Annotated in this window: 21 protein-coding genes; 9 read left to right on the top strand and 12 right to left on the bottom strand. The window is 61.1% G+C overall.

Annotated features, from left to right (window positions below; genetic code table 11):
• Positions 1-45 precede the first annotated feature (45 nt).
• Positions 46-1,101, bottom strand: a complete 1,056-nt coding sequence (locus ABR989_RS10080) for an alcohol dehydrogenase catalytic domain-containing protein (protein ID WP_428128065.1) — start codon at positions 1,099-1,101, stop codon at positions 46-48.
• A 117-nt stretch (positions 1,102-1,218) separates the two neighbouring features.
• On the opposite strand from ABR989_RS10080, the gene ABR989_RS10075 reads away from it, so the two are divergent.
• Positions 1,219-1,674 carry a universal stress protein gene (locus ABR989_RS10075; RefSeq protein WP_428128063.1) on the top strand — a complete coding sequence of 152 codons (456 nt, stop codon included), beginning with the start codon at positions 1,219-1,221 and terminating at the stop codon, positions 1,672-1,674.
• 248 nt (positions 1,675-1,922) lie between these two features.
• Here the strand turns inward: ABR989_RS10075 and ABR989_RS10070 are convergent, their stop codons facing one another.
• The 6 genes from ABR989_RS10070 to ABR989_RS10045 form a co-directional block, all read right to left on the bottom strand.
• The gene (locus ABR989_RS10070) at positions 1,923-2,486 is read right to left on the bottom strand and encodes a hypothetical protein (protein WP_428128061.1); all 564 of its coding nucleotides are present in this window, start codon (positions 2,484-2,486) and stop codon (positions 1,923-1,925) included.
• A gap of 402 nt (positions 2,487-2,888) precedes the next feature.
• The gene (locus ABR989_RS10065; protein WP_428128059.1) at positions 2,889-3,158 is read right to left on the bottom strand and encodes a MoaD/ThiS family protein; all 270 of its coding nucleotides are present in this window, start codon (positions 3,156-3,158) and stop codon (positions 2,889-2,891) included.
• A 51-nt stretch (positions 3,159-3,209) separates the two neighbouring features.
• Positions 3,210-5,498 carry a xanthine dehydrogenase family protein molybdopterin-binding subunit gene (locus tag ABR989_RS10060; protein ID WP_428128057.1) on the bottom strand — a complete coding sequence of 763 codons (2,289 nt, stop codon included), beginning with the start codon at positions 5,496-5,498 and terminating at the stop codon, positions 3,210-3,212.
• Positions 5,499-5,555: 57 nt separating this feature from the next.
• Complete coding sequence (locus ABR989_RS10055; RefSeq protein WP_428128055.1) at positions 5,556-6,059, bottom strand: (2Fe-2S)-binding protein; 504 nt, start codon at positions 6,057-6,059, stop codon at positions 5,556-5,558.
• A gap of 32 nt (positions 6,060-6,091) precedes the next feature.
• Positions 6,092-6,961, bottom strand: a complete 870-nt coding sequence (locus tag ABR989_RS10050) for an FAD binding domain-containing protein (RefSeq protein ID WP_428128053.1) — start codon at positions 6,959-6,961, stop codon at positions 6,092-6,094.
• A 55-nt stretch (positions 6,962-7,016) separates the two neighbouring features.
• A complete protein-coding gene (locus ABR989_RS10045) occupies positions 7,017-7,193 on the bottom strand; it encodes a hypothetical protein (RefSeq protein WP_428128051.1) in 177 nt (58 codons plus the stop codon).
• Between the two features lie 3 nt (positions 7,194-7,196).
• On the opposite strand from ABR989_RS10045, the gene ABR989_RS10040 reads away from it, so the two are divergent.
• Together ABR989_RS10040 and ABR989_RS10035 are read left to right on the top strand one after the other, a co-directional pair.
• The gene (locus ABR989_RS10040; RefSeq protein WP_428128049.1) at positions 7,197-7,547 is read left to right on the top strand and encodes a type II toxin-antitoxin system RelE/ParE family toxin; all 351 of its coding nucleotides are present in this window, start codon (positions 7,197-7,199) and stop codon (positions 7,545-7,547) included.
• Positions 7,548-7,557: 10 nt separating this feature from the next.
• Positions 7,558-7,890, top strand: a complete 333-nt coding sequence (locus tag ABR989_RS10035; protein WP_428128048.1) for an XRE family transcriptional regulator — start codon at positions 7,558-7,560, stop codon at positions 7,888-7,890.
• A gap of 194 nt (positions 7,891-8,084) precedes the next feature.
• On the opposite strand, the gene ABR989_RS10030 is transcribed toward ABR989_RS10035, so the two are convergent.
• From ABR989_RS10030 to ABR989_RS10015, 4 genes are all read right to left on the bottom strand, one after another.
• Positions 8,085-9,179: a phosphotransferase family protein gene (locus ABR989_RS10030; RefSeq protein ID WP_428128046.1), complete on the bottom strand. Its 1,095-nt coding sequence runs from the start codon at positions 9,177-9,179 to the stop codon at positions 8,085-8,087.
• Between the two features lie 48 nt (positions 9,180-9,227).
• Complete coding sequence (locus ABR989_RS10025) at positions 9,228-10,418, bottom strand: acyl-CoA dehydrogenase family protein (RefSeq protein WP_428128044.1); 1,191 nt, start codon at positions 10,416-10,418, stop codon at positions 9,228-9,230.
• A gap of 112 nt (positions 10,419-10,530) precedes the next feature.
• Positions 10,531-11,271 carry a class I SAM-dependent methyltransferase gene (locus tag ABR989_RS10020; protein WP_428128042.1) on the bottom strand — a complete coding sequence of 247 codons (741 nt, stop codon included), beginning with the start codon at positions 11,269-11,271 and terminating at the stop codon, positions 10,531-10,533.
• Positions 11,272-11,558: 287 nt separating this feature from the next.
• Positions 11,559-12,143 (bottom strand): TraR/DksA family transcriptional regulator, encoded by a 585-nt coding sequence (locus ABR989_RS10015; protein ID WP_428128040.1) that lies wholly within the window; start codon positions 12,141-12,143, stop codon positions 11,559-11,561.
• A 329-nt stretch (positions 12,144-12,472) separates the two neighbouring features.
• On the opposite strand from ABR989_RS10015, the gene ABR989_RS10010 reads away from it, so the two are divergent.
• The 6 genes from ABR989_RS10010 (at position 12,473) to ABR989_RS09985 (ending at position 18,844) form a co-directional block, all read left to right on the top strand.
• Complete coding sequence (locus ABR989_RS10010; protein WP_428128039.1) at positions 12,473-12,904, top strand: DUF2267 domain-containing protein; 432 nt, start codon at positions 12,473-12,475, stop codon at positions 12,902-12,904.
• A 10-nt stretch (positions 12,905-12,914) separates the two neighbouring features.
• Entirely contained in the window at positions 12,915-13,646 is a 732-nt protein-coding gene (locus tag ABR989_RS10005) for a BON domain-containing protein (protein ID WP_428128038.1), read from the top strand.
• A gap of 20 nt (positions 13,647-13,666) precedes the next feature.
• Positions 13,667-15,028 carry a phosphoribosyltransferase family protein gene (locus ABR989_RS10000; RefSeq protein ID WP_428128036.1) on the top strand — a complete coding sequence of 454 codons (1,362 nt, stop codon included), beginning with the start codon at positions 13,667-13,669 and terminating at the stop codon, positions 15,026-15,028.
• Positions 15,029-15,045: 17 nt separating this feature from the next.
• Positions 15,046-16,764, top strand: coding sequence for a DNA polymerase/3'-5' exonuclease PolX (polX, locus tag ABR989_RS09995; RefSeq protein ID WP_428128034.1), 1,719 nt, complete (start codon positions 15,046-15,048; stop codon positions 16,762-16,764).
• 162 nt (positions 16,765-16,926) lie between these two features.
• Positions 16,927-17,523, top strand: coding sequence for a hypothetical protein (locus ABR989_RS09990; protein WP_428128032.1), 597 nt, complete (start codon positions 16,927-16,929; stop codon positions 17,521-17,523).
• A gap of 481 nt (positions 17,524-18,004) precedes the next feature.
• Complete coding sequence (locus ABR989_RS09985; RefSeq protein ID WP_428128031.1) at positions 18,005-18,844, top strand: DUF3800 domain-containing protein; 840 nt, start codon at positions 18,005-18,007, stop codon at positions 18,842-18,844.
• Here the strand turns inward: ABR989_RS09985 and ABR989_RS09980 are convergent.
• Positions 18,841-18,987 carry a hypothetical protein gene (locus tag ABR989_RS09980; protein ID WP_428128029.1) on the bottom strand — a complete coding sequence of 49 codons (147 nt, stop codon included), beginning with the start codon at positions 18,985-18,987 and terminating at the stop codon, positions 18,841-18,843. The genes ABR989_RS09985 and ABR989_RS09980 overlap by 4 nt on opposite strands.
• Between the last annotated feature and the right edge of the window lie 24 nt (positions 18,988-19,011).

Here is a 19,011-nt window from a genome sequence, read left to right as displayed (position 1 = left end):
CAATGGTGCGAATGCCGATTGAACTGGATGCCGGCGCGGGGCGGGTCAGGGCTTCAGCAATACCTTCATCACGTTGTCTTTGCGGGCGCTGAAAATTTCGTAGCCCCTGGCTGCGTCGTCCAGCGGCATCACGTGGCTTACCAGCGGGCGCGGGTTGATCGTGCCGCGTTCCATCAGGCGCGCGAGTTCCGGTATGTGCGCGTTGATGTTCGCAAGGCCGATCCGAAACGTGAGATCGCGCATGAACGCATAGCCGATCGGGAAATTGAAAGAAGGCGCGCCGAACACGCCGATTACCGAAATTGTTCCGCCGCCGCGCGCCGCCATTATCGCGGCCGTCAGCGCGCTTTCGTTGCCGACCGCCTCGATAGTCACGTCGGCGCCGCGTTTTTCAGTGCGCTCCAGAATTATCTCGTGTGCTTGTTCCACGCTTACCGCAAACGCACCGAGCTTGCGCGCCGCCTCAAGCCGGTACGGGATGCTATCGACGGCGATCACTTCGGCGGGGCCGAACAGCTTTGCACACATCACGGCGCACAATCCCACCGGGCCGCATCCGAAAATCGCCACCGTGTCGCCCGGCCGGATATTGCCGTTGACCGCGCCGAAAAAAGCCGTCGGCAGGATATCGGCGAGAAACACCGCGGCGTCATCGTCGATCGCGTCGGGCAGCGGAAAGCACGTGTAATCCGCCATCGGCACCCGCACTGCCTCGGATTGCTCGCCTCCCAGCCATCCGAGCTTGCCCGCGGAATTCGCTCCGTAGCCGAATATGGCGGATCCGCTTTCCGCGCATTGCGACGGCTGTCCGCGCCGGCAGAAGTAGCATCGGCCGCAGGCAACCACCCCCGACACGACGACCCGATCCCCCTTCGTCAGCCGTTCGACACCGGCGCCCACTTCCTCGATCACGCCGACGCCCTCATGGCCGAGCACGAAGCCGGGCACGATGGGCAAAGCGCCTTCATAGAAATGCAGGTCGGAGCCGCAAATTCCCGCGCGTGTGATTCGCACCAGCGCGTCGGTGGGCGTCTTGAGCGCGGGATCATCGACCCGCTCGACGCGCACATCGTGGGGTCCGTGGAAGACAGTACCCTTCATAGGCAATCCTTTTTATTCAGCGGCGATCTGTCGGGATAATGGCACAGACCGGCGCGGGTTTGCACCGGCGGCGAAGGCCGTGGTAATTCCAGAGACCTTGGTACTCGGGAGGCTGTTATGATTCAGAATATTAAGAAGGTTCTCGCGCCAATCGACTTCTCCGTTTACTCGATGGAAGCGATGCGCGGCGCGATGGAACTGGCGAAAGACCTCGGCGCCGAAGAAGTTCACCTGATGCACGTCATCGCGCCGCAGCAAAGTTTCATCCCGTCCACCATCGAGCAGAACCGCGAGCTGGCGCGGGAATCCGCGATGCTCGAGCAGGCGGAAGAGGAACTCGCGCGCATCAAGAAGGACGAGTTCGGCGATTCAAAGAAGGTCTTGACGTTTGCCGTGGTCGGACCTCCGGTTCAGGAACTCGTCAAATACGCCAAAGAGCAGGCGATTGACCTGATCGTGATTGCTACGCATGGACGGACCGGCGGCGAGTATATTCTGATCGGCAGCGTCACCGAGAAGCTGGTGCGCAACGCGCCGTGCTCGGTCCTGGTCTTCCGGCCGCGCAAGCGGTAGCCGAACAGACACGTCATTCCCGGCGGTTGCGAGCGTCTAACGCGCGGGCGGCAGGCACATGGCGGGGGTTATAACCGCGGATCTCGTTTCATCGGCGGTCTGCGCCGAGGTCCTGCCCGGTTGAACGAATCTCACGGCAGCGGGAAGGGATAAAGATCCCCTCCCGTCGCTTCATACTGACTTCGCACTCCAAACCCGATCTGCGGATGACGATACAGCGACGGGCAGAAGCCGCACCCTTGTTAGCCTCAGCGCACCAGGCTGTGCGGGCCTCCCGGTTGCGGAACCGCTTCGGAGTCGGCAGCCGGAATAGCTACCTTCGAGCAGGGTTTCCCGGTCACGGCAAAACTGGCAAAAGAAATACTACTGCTGCTGAGATTTGTTTGGCTGCATTCGCCAGAGTGCGCCGGAAGTGACAAACTGATTGAATCGATAAAGGCAGCCCCTCCGCTCTCGGGAGCTGAGGTGGTTATCGTAAAGGAGAGATTCGAACCGTCCGTAGAGGTACATCCCGTGCCTGCGGCTGCATCATTTTCGCCCGGCAAGAAAAAGCCGGTAAACGGCTTGCATTGGCCTTTGCCGGGGACTGTGAATCCCCTTCCCACAATCTCGCTGCCCGGAAAAGCCGTGAAGCTGATACAGTAGTCCTTTGCCAGCGAGGCACCGGGCGCCAGAACGAGAATGGAAAGCCCGGCAAGCATCGCTCGCAGGCGCCAGCACAGGCGCGAGCTTGCCGTATTCAACGCAGACTTCCGTCCCCCTTCAATGCCTGAAGCGCGTTGTCCTCTAATCATCATCTTGGTCTCCTCCATCTCTAGCCTTTGTGTATACCGGCTTTTCCTGGGATCGTTCAATATGCGCAACGCTTCGGTCGAGCAATAGGCCCGCTTCCCCGGTGCGATGCTCAATTAAGTACTGGTCGTTGTCGACTTGTCAACGCTAGTTCCTAACGAGTGATTTAACTCCCCGCGCCAGGCGGCCGGCGGCTTGAAAGGGAGTTATCCAGCGAGGCGGTCAGGGAATTATTCTGGGCAAAAAAATTAGGGCCAGGCAGATTGCTCCGCCCGGCCCGCAGCCAACCGGGAAAAGGGGGGCAAACCCCGGCTAGCAAGCGTATTGTACGCAAGTGCGGGTATGTTGCAATAACGGCCGGGATCCCGACGAACCCGCTATCCGCGGAGAAACAGCGGCTTTCGCCCGCGCTCTCTTGGCGCTCAGACTTCGCCTCCGCCAAGCGCGGGAATGAAATGCACTTCGCTGTTCTCGCCAACGGTATCGAGCACGCCGCCGGTGGCTATTTCACCGTCGATTGACACCGCGATTGACGGCCGGATGTCTCCATCCTGGAGCAGTTGGCGGTCGATACCCGGGAAACGCTCGCCGAGGCGCTGAACCAGTTCGCGAATCGATTTTCCCGGCACCTCGACTCGCTCGACGCCGCCGGTGAATTTGCGTAGCAGTGCGGGAATCACAACGGTTGGCATTGCAGAAAAAGAAGGGGGGCGACTTCGCCCGCCCCTTTCGATCACTCGTGATCAATCCGCCGCTGCGGAATGCTGCGTGGCGCCGCGATGCTTCAGGATCGCCTTGAGCAACTTGGGCGGCGACATCGGCGTCTGCGTCATCCTGACGCCTACCGCGCGATAGATCGCATTGGCGACCGCTGCTACCGGCGGCACGATCGACACCTCGCCGACGCCGCGCACGCCCAGCGGATGGCCGGGGTTAGCTTCCTCGACGATGATCGTTTCGATCATGGGCAAGTCGAGGCAGGTCGGTATCCGGTAGTCGAGGAATCCGGAGTTACGCAGCGTGCCGTTGTCGTCGTAGAAGTATTCCTCGTTGAGCGCCCACCCGATTCCCTGCGCAGTTCCGCCCTGCATTTGTCCTTCGACGTAGCTCGGATGAATCGCCTTGCCGGCGTCTTGCGCGACTGTGCATCGCAGCAGTTGCACCTTGCCGGTGTCGGGATCGACCTCGACGTCGACGACGGTGGTGGCAAATCCAGGCCCCACGCCGCGCGCATTCACGCTGGCGCGACCGGTGATCGGTCCGCCCGTGCGGGCGAAGCGCGGTGCGAGCTGCTTGATCGACATCGGCGGCACGCCGTTGCCTTTCGCATGGAGCATCCCGCCGCGGAATTCGACTTCGTCGGGCTTTTTCTCCCAGACCTTGGCGGCGCGCTCGATCAACTGGCGCTCGGCGTCCTTGGCCGCCTCGTACACCGCCATCCCGGTTGCGAAAGTGACGCGGCTTCCGGCGGTCACGTCGGTATGACCGATCGAATCGGTGTCGGCGGTGATCGGCCGCACGTCGGTCACCGGCAGTCCGAGCACTTCCGCGGTGATCATCGCCATCGACGCGCGCGAGCCGCCGATATCCGGCGAGCCCGTCACGACGCTGGCGGTTCCGTCGGTGTGGATATTCACCGTTGCCGACGACTGCATCCCGGCGTTGAACCAGAATCCCGACGCGACGCCGCGTCCGCGAAACTTGCCGGTCAGTTTCGACTTGTAATGCTCGCTGTTCTTGATCGCTTCGCAGGTCTGGATAAATCCGATGCGCTTGAACGGAGGGCCGAGGACCTGCGGCGCGCCTTCTTTGACCCCGTTCTTGATTCGGAAGTCGATCGGATCGATTCCGCACTTCTCGGCCAGTTCGTCGATCACAGTCTCGGACGCGAACGCGGCCTGGGTTGTGCCCGGCGCCCGATAGGCCGCGGTCTTGGGCCGATTGACCACCACGTCGTACGCGTCGATTAGAAAATTCTCGATGGTGTAGGGAGCGATGATGCACAGCGCGCCGGCCGCCACCGGCGAGCCCGGGAACGCGCCCGCCTGGTATGCCATCCAGATTTCGGCGGCGACGAGCTTGCCGTCCTTGGTCGCGCCCATCTTCACTTTGATTTTCGAGCCCGGGGTCGGTCCGCTCGCGCGGAGCACTTCCGAGCGCGACATGACGAGCTTGACGGGGGCGCCGGTCTTCTTCGACAGCAGCACCGAGAGCGGCTCGAGGTAGATGGTGGTCTTGCCGCCGAAGCCGCCGCCGATTTCGGCCGGCACGACTTTGATTTTGCCGACCGGCATCCCCAACACCTGTGCGCTCAGCGAGCGCACGTCGAAGGCGCCCTGGGTCGAGCAGTAAATCGTTGCCTGTCCGTCGGAGTTGTAGATGCCGACGGCGTTGTGAGGCTCGATGTATCCCTGGTGCACCATCGCGGTGTTGAATTCGCGCTCGATCACATAGTCCGCCGCCTTGAATCCGGCGGCGATGTCGCCGCGTTTGAACTGGTAGTGCTGCGCGACGTTGGTCGGCTTGTCGCCTTCCTCGTTGTTGCGCAGATCCTTGAGCAGAATCGGGGCGCCCGGCTTGGTGGCGGCATCGACGGTCATCACGGGCGGCAGCACTTCGTATTCGACTTCGATCAGGCGGAGCGCTTCCTCGGCGATATGCGGGCTGGTCGCGGCGACGGCGGCGATCGCATGGCCGTCATACAGGACCTTGTCGTGCGCGAGGATGTTCATCGACAGGTGCATCGGATTGACCGTCATCTCGCCGGACTGCTCGAGCTTGTTCTCCGCCGCCGGGAGATCCTTCGAGGTAACGATGGCCTTGACGCCGGGGAGCTTGAGCGCCTTGTCGATTTTGATCGATTTGATAATCGCGTGGGCGTGCGGGCTGCGCAGCACTTTGCCGTGCAGCATCCCGGGGAATGCGTAGTCGGCGCCGAACTTGGCGCGGCCCGTCACTTTGTCAACGCCGTCGGGCCGAATCGGACGCGTGCCGATGACTTTGAAATCGCGTGTCGTGGTTGATTCCGCCATGGCCTTACCTCTCGGATCGCCGGTCGTCTCGGTAGTCCTGTCAGTACCGCGATGCTCTCATCGTGCGGCCGCTTTGCCTTCGCCCTGCGAGCGAATATCCGCAGCCGCGTCGAGCACCGCTTTCACAATCTTGTCATAACCGGTGCATCGGCACAGATTCCCGGCCAGCGCGTAGCGAACTTCGTGCTCGGTCGGTTTCGGATTGCGATCGAGCAGCGACTTCGCCGAAATCAGGAATCCGGGCGTGCAGATGCCGCACTGCAAGGCCGCGTGCTCGAGAAACTTGTTCTGCAAAACGTGAAGCACGCCGTTGATGGCGAGTCCTTCGACGGTCACGATGTTCTTGCCTTGAGCTTCGACGCCGAGCATCAGGCACGAGCAGACCGGGCGGCCGTCGACCAGCACGGTGCAAGCGCCGCAATCGCCGGTCAGGCATCCTTCCTTGGAGCCGGTGAGCTCGAGCACGTCGCGCAGCGTTTCGAGCAGGCTTTGGCGCGGCTCGCACAGGAACTCGACCGTTTCGCCGTTAATCGTCGCTTCTACCAGTGTCTTTTTGGACATTGTTCTATATGCCGTTTGTTCGTGGCTGTGATTCAGTTCTTTTTCGCGCGTTCGGCGGCGATTGAGAGCACCCGCCGCGTGAGCACCGCGGCGATGTGGAGTCGAAATTCCGCCGTCCCGCGCATGTCGTCGATCGGCGAACAGGCCTCGCTCGCCGCACGTCCGGCGGCCTCGAGGGCCGCGGCGTCGAGTTTCATCCCGATGAGCGCGTCGGCGGCCTTGCTTGCAAGGATCGGAGTCGGCGCAACGGCGCCAAGTGCGATCCGCGCCGCCTTCACCTTGTCGCCGTCGAGCGTAAGCGCCGCTCCCACGCCGACGACTGCGATATCCATCTCGTTGCGCGGGATGAAACGAAGATACGCGTCGCTCGAATGCGGCGCGGGCGCCGGAACCAGCAATTCGACCAGCAACTCGCCGGGCTTGAGCACGGTGCGTCCGGGCGATACGACGAAAGCCTCAACCGGCACTTCGCGCTCGCCATTCGGGCCGACGATTCGGGCGCGCGCGCCGAGCGCCATGAGGGCAGGCGTAGTGTCCGCGGCCGGCGATCCATTGCACAGATTGCCGCCCACCGAGGCGCGGTTCTGAATCTGCAGCGAGCCGATGAGATGAGCCGCCTCGGTCAAGCCGGGGTAATGACGCCGCATCACGTCGCTCTCGCTAATCTCGATGCAAGGCACGGCCGCGCCGAGCCGCAGTCCCTTCTTCGCATCGAAGGAGAGAGTTTGCAGCTCCTTGATTTTCTTGACATCAACCAGATGCTCGGTGCGGCGGACTCCGGCGCGCAACTGGATGATGATATCGGTGCCGCCGCAGAACGGGCGGGCGTTTTCACCGTGGGTTTTGAGGATGCTGACCGCCTGATCGAGCGTGGTTGGGGCTTCGTAGGTGATGGCGTGCAAGACTGGGAGACCTCCGGGCCGGGGCAATTATTACCCGCCTTGTACCTTGGATAGCCTAGTTGCCGCTGGCTGAAAAGGGGACCGCGGCAGGAGCGCGTCCCGCCGCTCGCTTGCGGGGATGGACCTCGCGCTCGATCCTCGCCGCCAGCTCGTCTTTGGCTTTTTCGAGTTCGTAGTCGCTCTGCAATCCCAGCCAGAATTCCGCGCTTGCCCTAGATGTCGAATCTGACATAAGATGCAGTCGGTGACCAAGGCCGGAGACAAACCCTTGGTCTGGCTGCACGGCGAGATCAAGACACCGCCATTTTCCAGAGAAGGCCGAATCGAGACAGGGGTGCTGCTGCGGCGTTTGCAACAGGGCGAGAATCTTTCCTTACCACATTCGCGGCCGATGGTTGCGATAGGAGCCCGGTGTCACGAACTGAGGGTCGTCGACCGATACGATACGTGGCGGATAGTGTATCGAACCGATCCAGACGCCATCGTGATAGTTGACGTGCTCAGCAAGAAAACTCGCCGAACGCCGCGTGAAGTGATCGACCGATGCAGGTCACGGTTGCGGCGGTACGACGAACTGGCCGGGTAGGCAATGAGCGATGGAGAAGCGTAAAAGACAGCGATTGGAAAGCGCGGGATGGGTGGTCGGGAGCACCACCGATTTCCTCGGGCTCAGCGACGAGGAAGCTGCTCTGGTTGAGGTTAAGCTCGGCCTGGCAAGCGCGGTAAGAAAGCAAAGAAGCCGGCGCCGGATGACTCAGGCGCAGCTAGGCCGCTTGTTGGGTTCCAGCCAGTCGCGAGTGGCGAAAATGGAAGCTGCCGATCCTTCGGTCAGCATCGATCTGATGGTGCGATCCCTTCTGCGAATGGGCGCGAGCAGAAAAGACGTAGCTTCCTATATCTCGATGCCAACGCCGCGACGGGCGGCGTAGCGCAGACCCGAGTTGCCGCCGGCTGAAAAGAGGACCGCAGCAGCCGCGCGTCACGCAGCTCGCTTGCGGGGATGGACCTCGCGCTCGATTCTCGGATTTCGGTCGAAGCTTCAGTGTATGTGAAGCATCCAATGGACGGCATCAAGCGCCGTGAGTGCCATCGACTGCCCGGCGGCTCTGAGAGCGCGTGCGCGCTACCCCTGGAAGCCGAGGCGGGAGGCGACCTGCGCCGCGGCGAGCGCCAGCGCCGGCGCCATCGGACCCATCAGCGCAAAGCGCGGATCGGTGGTCTGCCCGCGCACGTAGCGCACGTAGATTTGCTCGACGACGGTCGCAGTCTTCCAATGCGCCCACGCCCAGTAAAACGGGATGCCGCTCACGTCGCGGCCGGTGCGGCTCGAATAGCGATGCACCAGTTCGTCGCGGCTCATGAAGCCGGGCCGCAGCGTATGCGGCTCGCCGTGGGAGGTCACCAGCAGTTCCACCGGGTCGCTCTTCTCGCGCCAATAGCCAATCGCGATGCCGAGATCGACCAGCGGATCGCCGATGGTGGACATTTCCCAGTCGAATACTCCGACTACCTCGCCGTGATTGACGGCGCCGAGCATGATGTTGTGCAGGTAGAAGTCGTTGTGCACGAGCACCGGCGGCGGCGACACCGGCATGTTGTCGAGAAACCAGGCGCCGAGCTTCTCCATCAGCGGCACTTCGCGCGTTTTGGCCTTCTCCCATCGCCCCATCCATCCGGTGATCTGGCGCTTTAAGAATCCGTCGGGCTTGCCCAGCGAGCCAAGTCCAATCGCCGCGTAATCGACGTCGTGCAAATCGGCCAGCGTATCGATAAATCCTTCTGAGATTGCGCGAAACGTCGCCGGATCGGCGCCGAGCTCCACTGGCAGCGGCTCACGATTTTTGATGACGATCCCGGTGCGCCGTTCCATCACGAAAAATGGCGCGCCGACGATCGACGCGTCGTCGCTGTAGAGCATCGCGCGCGGCGCCGGCTTGAAGACTTCCCACAGCCGCGAAAGCACCTTGTACTCCCGGCCCATGTCATGCCCGCCCACGGGCAGCGGCCCGAATGGCGGCCGGCGCATCACCCATTCGCGGTCGCCGAAGCGCAGCAGGTAGGTCAGATTCGACGATCCGCCGCGAAACTGCTGGACGGTCAGCGGCGCGTCGGCGCCGGGAATCTTGCCGCGCAAGTAGGCGGCGAGCTTTGCCCAGTCGAGTTGCTCCTCGTCGCGGACGTCGCCAAATTCGGGGACGATTTCCACCGCTTCAGCCATGTGCGCGACGCGGGACCATCCAGATCGCTTGCCGGATCACTTGCGAGCTCACTTGTACTTGCGCAGTTCGCGGCGAGCGATGGTCATGCGATGCACTTCGTCGGGGCCGTCCGCGATTCGGAGCGAGCGGCTGTCGCGCCACATCCGCGCAATCGGGATGTCGTCGCTGACGCCGGCCGCGCCGAACACCTGGATGGCGCGATCGAGCACGATCATCACCATGTTCGCGCACATCACTTTAATCATCGAGATCTCGTTGCGCGCTTCGCGCTTGCCCACGGTGTCCATCTTCCACGCCGCATGCATCACCATCAGGCGGCATGAGTCGATCTCGATTCGCGAGTTGGCGATCCACTCCTGGATGTTGGCCTTGTCGGCGAGGAAGCTGCCGTGCGTGAAGCGCGTGTTCGCCCGCTTGCACATCAGTTCGAGCCCTCGTTCGGCGACCCCGATGATTCGCATGCAGTGGTGGATGCGTCCCGGGCCCAGCCGCGCCTGCGCGATTGCGAAGCCGCCGCCTTCCTCGCCGAGTACGTTGGTCAGCGGCACGCGGCAGTCCTTGTAAATTATCTCGCAATGCCCGCCGCCGCCGGAGTGGCCCATCACCGGCACGGGGCGAATCAGGTTGAATCCGGGAGTGTCGGTCGGAACGATTATCTGGCTGGCGCGGCGATGCGGCGCCGCGTCGGGGTCCGTCACGACCATCGCGATCGCGAAGCTCGAGCCAATCCCATTGGACGTGAACCACTTGTGGCCATTGATCACGTAGTCGTCGCCGTCGCGAACGGCGCGGGTCTTGAGCTGGGTCGGATCGGATCCCGCAGTATCCGGCTCGGTCATCGAGAAGCAGGTGCGCATCTCGCCGTCGAGACACGGCTGGAGCCATTTCTTTTTCTGCTCGGGGGTGCCGAACTCGGTCAGGATTTCCATGTTGCCGGTATCGGGCGCCATGCAGTTGAACGCGCGCGCGCCAATCGGGCTGCGGCCCATCAGCTCGCACAGGGGAGCGTACTCGTAATTCTTGAGACCGGCGCCGAATTTTTCGTCGGGCAGAAAGAGGTTCCAAAGACCCTCGGCCTTGGCTTTTTTGCGGACATCCTTGAGGCATTGGGGCTCGGCATGTCCACTCTCGCCCATCTCGCGCTGAACTTCCTTTTCGATGGGAAAGACGTACTGGTCCATGAAGTCGGAGACACGCTTGCGCAACTGTTCGGTTTTGGGGGTCAGCGAAAAGTCCATTTCGATCCTCGCGAGGTCCGGTGATTTGTATCGCAACAGGTAACCCAGATCGCCAATAAATGAAAGCGATCGCGAATTGGGCCGATGGCCCGCGACGACGGGCGCCGCGAGGCTACGCGCCGGGTTTGCGCATCACGTAAAAGACGTATCCGTAGGCGCCGTGATACGCGCGGAAGAGATCGTACTCGCGATCCGCCTCGTCGAGGGTTGCGAGGACCTCGCGATCGCCGGCGTACTTTTTCCTCAGCTCCGCAACCCGCATCTCGCCCGGCCCGTAGTAGTTGTGCCAGTCCTGCACTGGAAACACGAACCGGCCGGCGTCCACGTACCCCGCTTCCGCAACAATCTGGCAGTTGCGCTCGATCGATCCCATGCCGGGATAGCTTCGCGCCCAAAATGCAACCGCTTCGGCGGGCGGATCGGGCGCCAACCACGTCAGTTCGGAGACGGCGATCCATCCGCCGGGCTTGAGGAACCGCCGCCACGCGCCAAGGCCGGCGGCGAATCCCGCGATATAGATGGCGCCCTCCGACCAGATCAGATCGAACGACGCGTCGGCGAAATCCATATCGAACATCGAAGTGTTGATCGTCGTCACCTGCGGGATAACTCCAGCCGCGCGGGCGCGTTCGGTCAGTTCATCGAGGAATCGCTGGCGGACATCGACCGCCACAATCCGGCCGCCGGTGGCGCGTGCAAGCTCTATAGTCTGCGCGCCGGGACCGCATCCGACGTCCAGAATTCGCGGACGCGCCGGCAGCCCGCGGACCAGGCCGAGCGCGCGCAGCGTTGTCTCGGGGGAGCCGGGGGCCTGTCGCGGCAGGCCCTCGGTCAACTCGCGGAAGATACTCATCGCGAACGGGATACTGCCGCCGGACGCGGGGGAACTCAAACGCCCGGACTATCAGTCACGCGGCTTGTCGGCGGCAAAACGCAACCGAACGTGCGTTGCGCGCGTACGCGTCGGGAGCCCAGCTCTGGTTCGTAGCCGGCATGTATTTAACTATAGTTAATCATCGCCGCGATGCAACAGCTTTGTTGTCTCACATATGGACCCCGCGCGCGTGCAAGGGCGAGGAACGGCTGAGGGGAAACGGGTTGCGGTCATATTCGTTCGGGCTAGTAGCCCGGATAAAGTGCTTATCTCTTGCGCCGAGGCGTCCGTTTATTCTGCGGCGACTGGGGCGTCGTTTGGTTCCCGGGCTTCTCAGATGCGAGCGGTTCACGAGAATAGATTGTCAACTGTTCCTCGGGATCGGTGGCCTGATATTCGCGTTCGGTCGGGGCCTCCATTTCCTCGGGCAGGGTCCATTGTTGATCGAACGGCGCAATGGTGGTTCCTTCACCCCAGCCGCCTCTGGCGCGATGGAGCCCTTGCTGGCAGTCGACGCAGTACGATGCGAAGGGGATCGCCATCAGACGCTCGATCGGAATTGCGCCGCCGCATTTGAGGCATCGGCCGTACTTGCCTGCGTCAAGCCGTGCGAACGCCTCATCGAGGTACCTGAGTTTCTCTTCCGCGCGCGCGATCAGTCCGGCGTGAGTTTCGACCTCTGCGGTCGTGCGCGCCGACTCCATCTCGTCCTCGGGCTCTAACTCCTGCTCTTGCTCCTGATCTCTTCGGAGGTGTCTTATTCTCTGCTGGGCTTCGTTTCGGAGCCGGGTCAGCAATTCTCGAAGCATCTCGCGGCCGTCGGTCCGGTCGGTCTTTAATTCGTCACTCATCTTGCCACTCTCTCCGATGCCGGCTTTCTCTCACTCCGGAAGCGCCGGAGCGTGCCGCTGTTTTTCTTCTCGCACTTCCCTTGACTAAAGTGTGTGATTGGAATCGTTGAATGGACCATCCGCCTGACTCGATTCGTTATTTTACTCCATTATCCAAGCGAGGGTTCCGAATGATCGCTCCTTAACGTCACGTACGGAACACCTGCTGCGGCAGTTGCCCCAAAAGCGATCCTGCGGTCACCCCCGAATCGGACACGGGTGGTAGAATGCGTAGAGGAAACGTGTCGTGCTCTACTGAATTACAAGAGCACTCAAGGGAGATATTCATCATGCAAGATCAGGCATTCTTCAAAGATGTGATGGGGCGCATCGGATGTGACCTGCGTCGCGCGGAGGGGCTGACTTTCGCGGTCTTCCAGGAACTGCGCGATCGGATCACGCCGAATGAAGCGTTGCATGTCAACGCGCAACTCCCCAAGCGCCTCAAGATGATGTCTCTGGAGCACCCCGATCGCAAGGTCCATCGCGTCAGCGGGGATCAGTTCATATGGGAAGTGCGCCGGATGGCCGGACTCAGCGATGATGCGGAAGCGGAACGTGCGGTATCGGCCGTTTTCGCGGGATTGCAGAGGCTGCTCAGCAGCCCGACAGGCCAGGAAGGCGAGGCGTGGGACGTGATGAGCCAGCTTCCCAAGGACCTGAAGAAGCTGTGGGTCGAGGCGCAGCGCCAGCATCAGACGGTCAATCCATCCGGGGTCTAGGCGCGTTTCAATGCCTGAATCAGCGGAAATCGTGCGCGAGGTTCATGCGGCTCTGCAACGCGATCCGCGCGTCGACCTTCGTCGGCACCCGATTGTTGTCGAATGCGAACCCGACGGAAGCGTTGTCCTTCAGGGCGAAACCGAAAGTCTTGCCGCCAAGAAGATCGCGCTGGAACTGGCGGCTTCGATTCGTGGCTCGAGAGGAATCGTCGACAGGCTCCGCGTCGCTCCGGCGCAACCGATGGGTGATGGCGCGATTCGGGATCACCTGCGCGCTGCGATGCTGCAGGAAGGAGATTTCATTGGCTGCAGGATTCAAACTGCCGAAGAGCGCCGCGCGAGAGCCGCCGTCGAGGCTGCCGCCGACCGAGGCAACTATATCGAGATCGCAGTCGCCGACGGAGTCGTGACGCTCAATGGCCAGGTCGAAAGCCTGTCGCACAAGCGTGTCGCGGGACTGCTCGCATGGTGGGTCCCGGGCACTCGCGACGTCGTAAACGGGATCGAGGTTAAGCCCTCCGAGGACGACAACGACGACGAGATCACCGCCACGGTCGCGATGGCTTTGGAAATGGATCGCCTGGTCAGCGCCGACTCGATCAAGGTCAGCACGCGCAACTCGGTGGTGACTCTCGAGGGCGTGGCGCCCAACCGCCGGCAGGCGGAGATGGCCGAAGCGGACGCCTGGTACGTCTTCGGCGTCGATGGCGTCATCAACCATCTGCGCGCCGCTCAAGAGTAGCCGCATACAGGAAGACAACCATGGAGCGACAACATCCAGATGAGCAGGCAAGGATTCCCTCTGATTCGATCCTGCTCGAAGGCACGCTGACCGTACCCCAAGGCGCTAAAGGTATCGTGCTCTTCGCGCATGGAAGCGGCAGCAGCAGGCTGAGCCCGCGCAATACTTATGTCGCGAAGGCGCTGCAGAAAGCGGGCATCGGCACCCTGCTCTTCGATCTTCTCACCGAGGATGAGGCCGCCGATCGCGAGAATGTTTTCGATATCGATTTTCTCGGCCATCGCCTCGTCGATGCGACCAGATGGCTCCGCTCGCAAGCGAAATTCGCGAAATATCCGATCGGATATTTCGGCGCGAGCACCGGCGCCGCCGCCGCGCTGGCCGCCGCAGCACGCGATCCCTCGATCAGGGCGGTCGTTTCGCGAGGAGGCCGCCCGGACCTGGCGATGAAATGCCTTCATCGGGTGAAGGCCCCCACTCTTCTCATCGTTGGCGGCGACGATAGCCCGGTTATCGAAATGAACCAGGAGGCGTTCGAAAGACTCAGATGCGAGAAGGCGATGACGATCGTTCCAGGCGCGACTCATCTGTTCGAAGAGCCGGGAACTCTCGAGGAAGTTGTGAGGTTGGCGCGCGATTGGTTTGCGAAATATCTGACAGCGGACGCGGCGGAGAAAGCGGCGTCAGCCGATTGTCCCGACGACGATGAGGACATCGTGTTCGCTGACCGTGTCGACGCGGGCCGCAAACTCGCCGCGCGCCTGCTGAAATACAAAGATCAGCAGCCGGTAGTTTTGGCTGTGCCGCGCGGCGGCGTGCCGGTCGCCTTCGAGGTCGCGCGCGCGCTCAACGCACCGCTCGACGTAATAATCGTTCGCAAGCTCGGTGCGCCCGGGCAGCCGGAGTTGGGCGTCGGAGCGGTGGTGGACGGCGATCATCCTGAGACGATTCTCAATCGCGAAGTGATGAGCGCGCTGCGAGTTTCGCGCGCCTATCTTGAACGCGAGATTCACGACCAACTGAAGGAAATCGATCGGAGAAATCTCCTGTACCGCGCCGGACGTGCGCGCATCGAACTCAAGAATCGCACCGTGATCGTCGTCGATGATGGAATCGCGACCGGCGGATCGATACGCGCCGCGCTGCGCGGAATCCGGCAACAGGCGCCCAAGAAAGTTGTGCTCGCAGTTCCGGTCGGACCCGCCGATACCATCGCGTCGCTCCGCGACGAAGCGGACGAAATCGTATGCTTGAGTACGCCGCCGACGTTCTTCGGAATCGGCGAATTCTACAGTGATTTTCATCAGTTGGCGGATGCCGAAGTTATCCGCCTGCTGGAACTCGCACGGCCAGAGCGGCCATCCGCCCAGGCGCAGCGCTAAACGCCCGCATTCGACGCATGCAGAACGATGAAATTGCGAAAGTTCTCGACGCGATCGCCGACATGCTCGAGCTCTCCGGCGAGAACTTCTTTCGCGTGCGCGCCTATCGCAACGCGGCGCGCGCGATCCATGACCAGCCGGTTGCGGTCGCCGAGCTTACGCTTGAGCAAATAGACGAGATTCCCGGGATCGGCGCTGACCTCGCCGGCAAGATCGCCACTTTGACCAAAACCGGCGACTTGCCAATCCGTCGCGAGCTGGCGAACAAGTTTCCGCGCGAACTGCTGGAGCTCCGGGAAATTCCGGGCCTGGGTCCCAAGCGCATCAAGCTGTTGATGGACCTGCTGCACATTCGCGGCAAGGAAGACCTCGAACGTTACGCGAAGTCCGGCAAGCTGCACAGCATCAAAGGCTTCGGCCCGAAGATGGCGGAGAAGATCCTCGAAGCCATCGCGCGCAAGGAGCCGGGTTCGGGCAAACGGATTCTGTACTCGGAGGCTGCGATCGTCGCCGCGGCGCTGGTTGAGCATCTGCGCAAATGCCGCGCGATTGAGGAACTGGAGGTAGCCGGCAGTTTTCGCCGCAGGCGCGAGACGATCGGCGACCTCGACGTGGTCGCGGCGGCCGCGCATCCCGAACCGGTGACGAAGCAGTTCCTGAGCTTTCCCGCCGTGGCGCGCGTGGCCGGCAGCGGCGAGACCAAGACCACCGTGGTGCTCAAGGACGGGCTGCAGGTCGACTTGCGGGTGGTGCCGCGCGCGAGCTTCGGCGCGGCGCTCACATATTTCACCGGCTCCAAAGCTCACAACATTCATCTGCGGCGCATCGCGCAAGAGCGGGGGCTTCTGCTCAACGAGTACGGGCTGTTCCGGGGCAAATCGATCGTCGCCGGCAGGACCGAGGAGCAGGTTTATCGCGCGCTCAAGCTGCCATGGATCGCGCCCGAGATGCGGGAAGATCGCGGCGAGATCGAAGCGGCGTCTTCCGGCACGCTGCCTGCGTTGATCGACAGAGCCGACCTGCGAGGCGATCTGCATACCCATTCGACATACACCGACGGGCGCAGTTCAATTGAGGAGATGGCGCGCAAGGAGCGCGAGAGCGGGCTTAAATATTTCGCGGTCACCGACCATTCGCGGCGTCTGGCGATGGCGCACGGCCTCGATCCGAAAAGACTCCGCGAGCAGGCGCGCGAGATTAAAAATCTCGGAAAGCAGCTCAAAGGCGTCACGATACTGCGCGGCATCGAGGTCGATATCCTCGACGACGGCAGTCTCGACCTGCCCGATAACGCGCTCGCCGAACTCGACTGGGTTGTCGCATCGGTGCACTACAAGCTCGATCAGAATCCGCGCGACATGACGCGCCGTTTGATCAAGGCGATTCGCAATCGCAACGTCGATGCGATCGGGCATCCGACCGGGCGCCTGATCGGCCATCGCGAGCCGAGCAGCTTCGACTTGGGCGAGATCCTGCGCGTGGCGCGCGAAGAAGGGTGCGCGATGGAGATCGACTCGCAGCCCGAACGCCTCGATCTCACGGACACCATGTGCATGGCCGCCAAGCGGGCCGGCGTCAAACTCGTCATCTCGAGCGACGCGCACTCGCCACGCGAGATAGACCTGCTGGAGTACGGCGTAAATCAGGCGCGGCGCGGATGGATCGAAGCGGGGGACGTGCTCAACACGCGTCCGTGCAAATCTTTCCGGCAGCGCCGCGCGCTGGTTTCCGTGTAGCCGACGCCGGCTGTAGGGCTGTCGTCGCTGACTCTGAACGCGACGGATTTTTTGGATTGACAAGATACATCAAAGCCTGTTCGACCAAAGAAGAGATCGGATAAAACGCTGGTACGATGCTCCACCAAAGTGGAACGATAAATCGTCTTGGGAGTGGAAATCATGCTTCATGGAAAACATCTTTGGCTCGCAATCCTGCCACTGTTGGTCGGCTTTGCGGCCGCATCAGCCCAGGCTCAACCAGTAACAAAACCGAATTACGCCAGCGCGCAGCTGGTGGAGTCCGCATTTCGCGGGCATAGTTTCATCCTCGGCGATGACAGTCAGATCGCCGACGTGAGGGCGCCGGATTGGAGCGCGGATCGCTCCGTCAAACTTCGCTTCTGGTTTGGAACGGGACAACTGGTGCCGCCTGAATTTCAGCCGAAGAAGGGGGACTACTACGTAATCAGCGAGTCGTGGATCGATCGCAAACTGTCCGACAAGGAGTTGCTGATTCGGGCCGGAAACAAACTTCAGAAACCCGACGCCGTGCTCGTCACCACCAAGACTCGCTACAAAGGGCCCGGCATGATTCTCCCGACGATAGTGCAGTACTCCGGCACGCGGACCTTCACGCGTGAGGACGGCAGCAAGGTCGATATCGCGGTGCTCGAAGAAGTCTCACTTCCCGCGCAGTGGACCAAGGGCGGCCGGATACCGCCGAAGTACGCGCGATTCAAGGTGAACGGGGCGGAAAACCTGCGGTGGTCATTCTGATTGCGCTGCTGAAGCGCCGACCGGTTGGCAAAAAGAACGCGTTCTTCTAAAGATTATGCGGCGCGGGTGGCGGGCGGATTGCGGCCACGGCGATGATCAAGCGAGGTGCAATCGATGATCCAATGTCTCCAGGTGTATGAGCGAGATCTCAGCTACCACAGAATTGGGGAGGCTGAAGTTGAAGATTGGGAGGAAGTCCTGGAGGCGATCGAGGGAGAGCCCCAATTGATCAAAAGGATAGAAGGATGGTCTCCCTATACTCACGTGTATCGGCTGCCCGATGGTTCGCTCTATCTGGTCGCTTCCGGAGTTCAGGACTGACGATAGTTTCACAACCGTGTAAATGCTCGGGGCGCGTTTGGTAGTGTCCTAATTAGGGCAATAACACAGTTGACTCACCCAAGCGAGGCGTGTTATGACCTCGCGGTATGATGCCTTCAGGCATATTTGTCAGAGCCTTGGGGTCTCGGGTGATCGAGTAATGCCAATTTTTACTGTGTACTTTGATGAAAGTGGTACGCATGGTGGCTCTCCGGCTGTAGTGGTTGGAGGGTATATCGGTATCGTAAAAAAATGGAAAGAATTTGGGGAAATTTGGAATACCCATATCCTTAAACGTGAAGGCATCAAAATATTGCACCGGGTAGATTTGGAAAATTTCGAGGGGGAATTTACAGGATGGAAACGCGACCGGCAGGTTAGGGTTATTCGACGCGCGCACAAGATAATAAAAAAATACACCGAGATTGGCGCGGGCATCTCGCAAGCTGTGGTTCCAGCGGATTTCGAGGAGGTGATACCCGATGTCGCGAAACGTGCATTCGGCGGTCCCTATGGCTGGGCTGCCAACTGCTGCACGATCCATGTTTCAAAATGGGCCGATGATCATGGATATAGGGAACCTATTCACTGGGTTTTTGAGGCTGGTGCGAAGGGCCGCCATCAAGTTGACCGGATGTTCGACCTTCTAGTAAATCCGCCACCGGGAGCGCGGCCATCTCCAATCGTCCAACAAAAATTTCGGGTTGCGAGTTGGACCTTTTCGCCAAAAGAGAGTGCGTGCCAATTACAGGCGGCTGATTTCTATGCTTACGAGTCCTACAAAGAGATAGATAACCGCACTATTGTCGGCGGCGTCCGTAAACGAGATATTCGGAAGTCGGCGCTCGCCCTCTTCCGTCGAAGTCAAGACCATCGTTTCTACTCTGAGAAGGAACATCTTCGACGCTGGGTAAATGATTCTGGGGATATAATCAAAGGCTTTGAAGATCGCGAACGAATGCTGCGCGATGCTGGGCGTGAGGATTTGATTCCCAACTAATGCCAGAGAGACCGCGCTTTAATTTTTCGTCGCTGACGCGCAGTTGGCTTGGGGATAGAAAAGACATGACGCACAAGATTCATAAATCGCTCGCGCGGCGTGTCGCCCGGCACTTCCGGGAACTTCATTTTTTTCTTCGGCATAGTCCTCTACCTTGGCGCGGCTTG

Source organism: Binatus soli (SeqCode) (genome assembly GCF_050015535.1).
Lineage (GTDB): Bacteria > Desulfobacterota > Binatia > Binatales > Binataceae > Binatus > Binatus soli.
The sequence above is the reverse complement of the archived record's forward strand: the minus strand, read 5'-3'. Positions and strand labels throughout refer to the sequence as shown.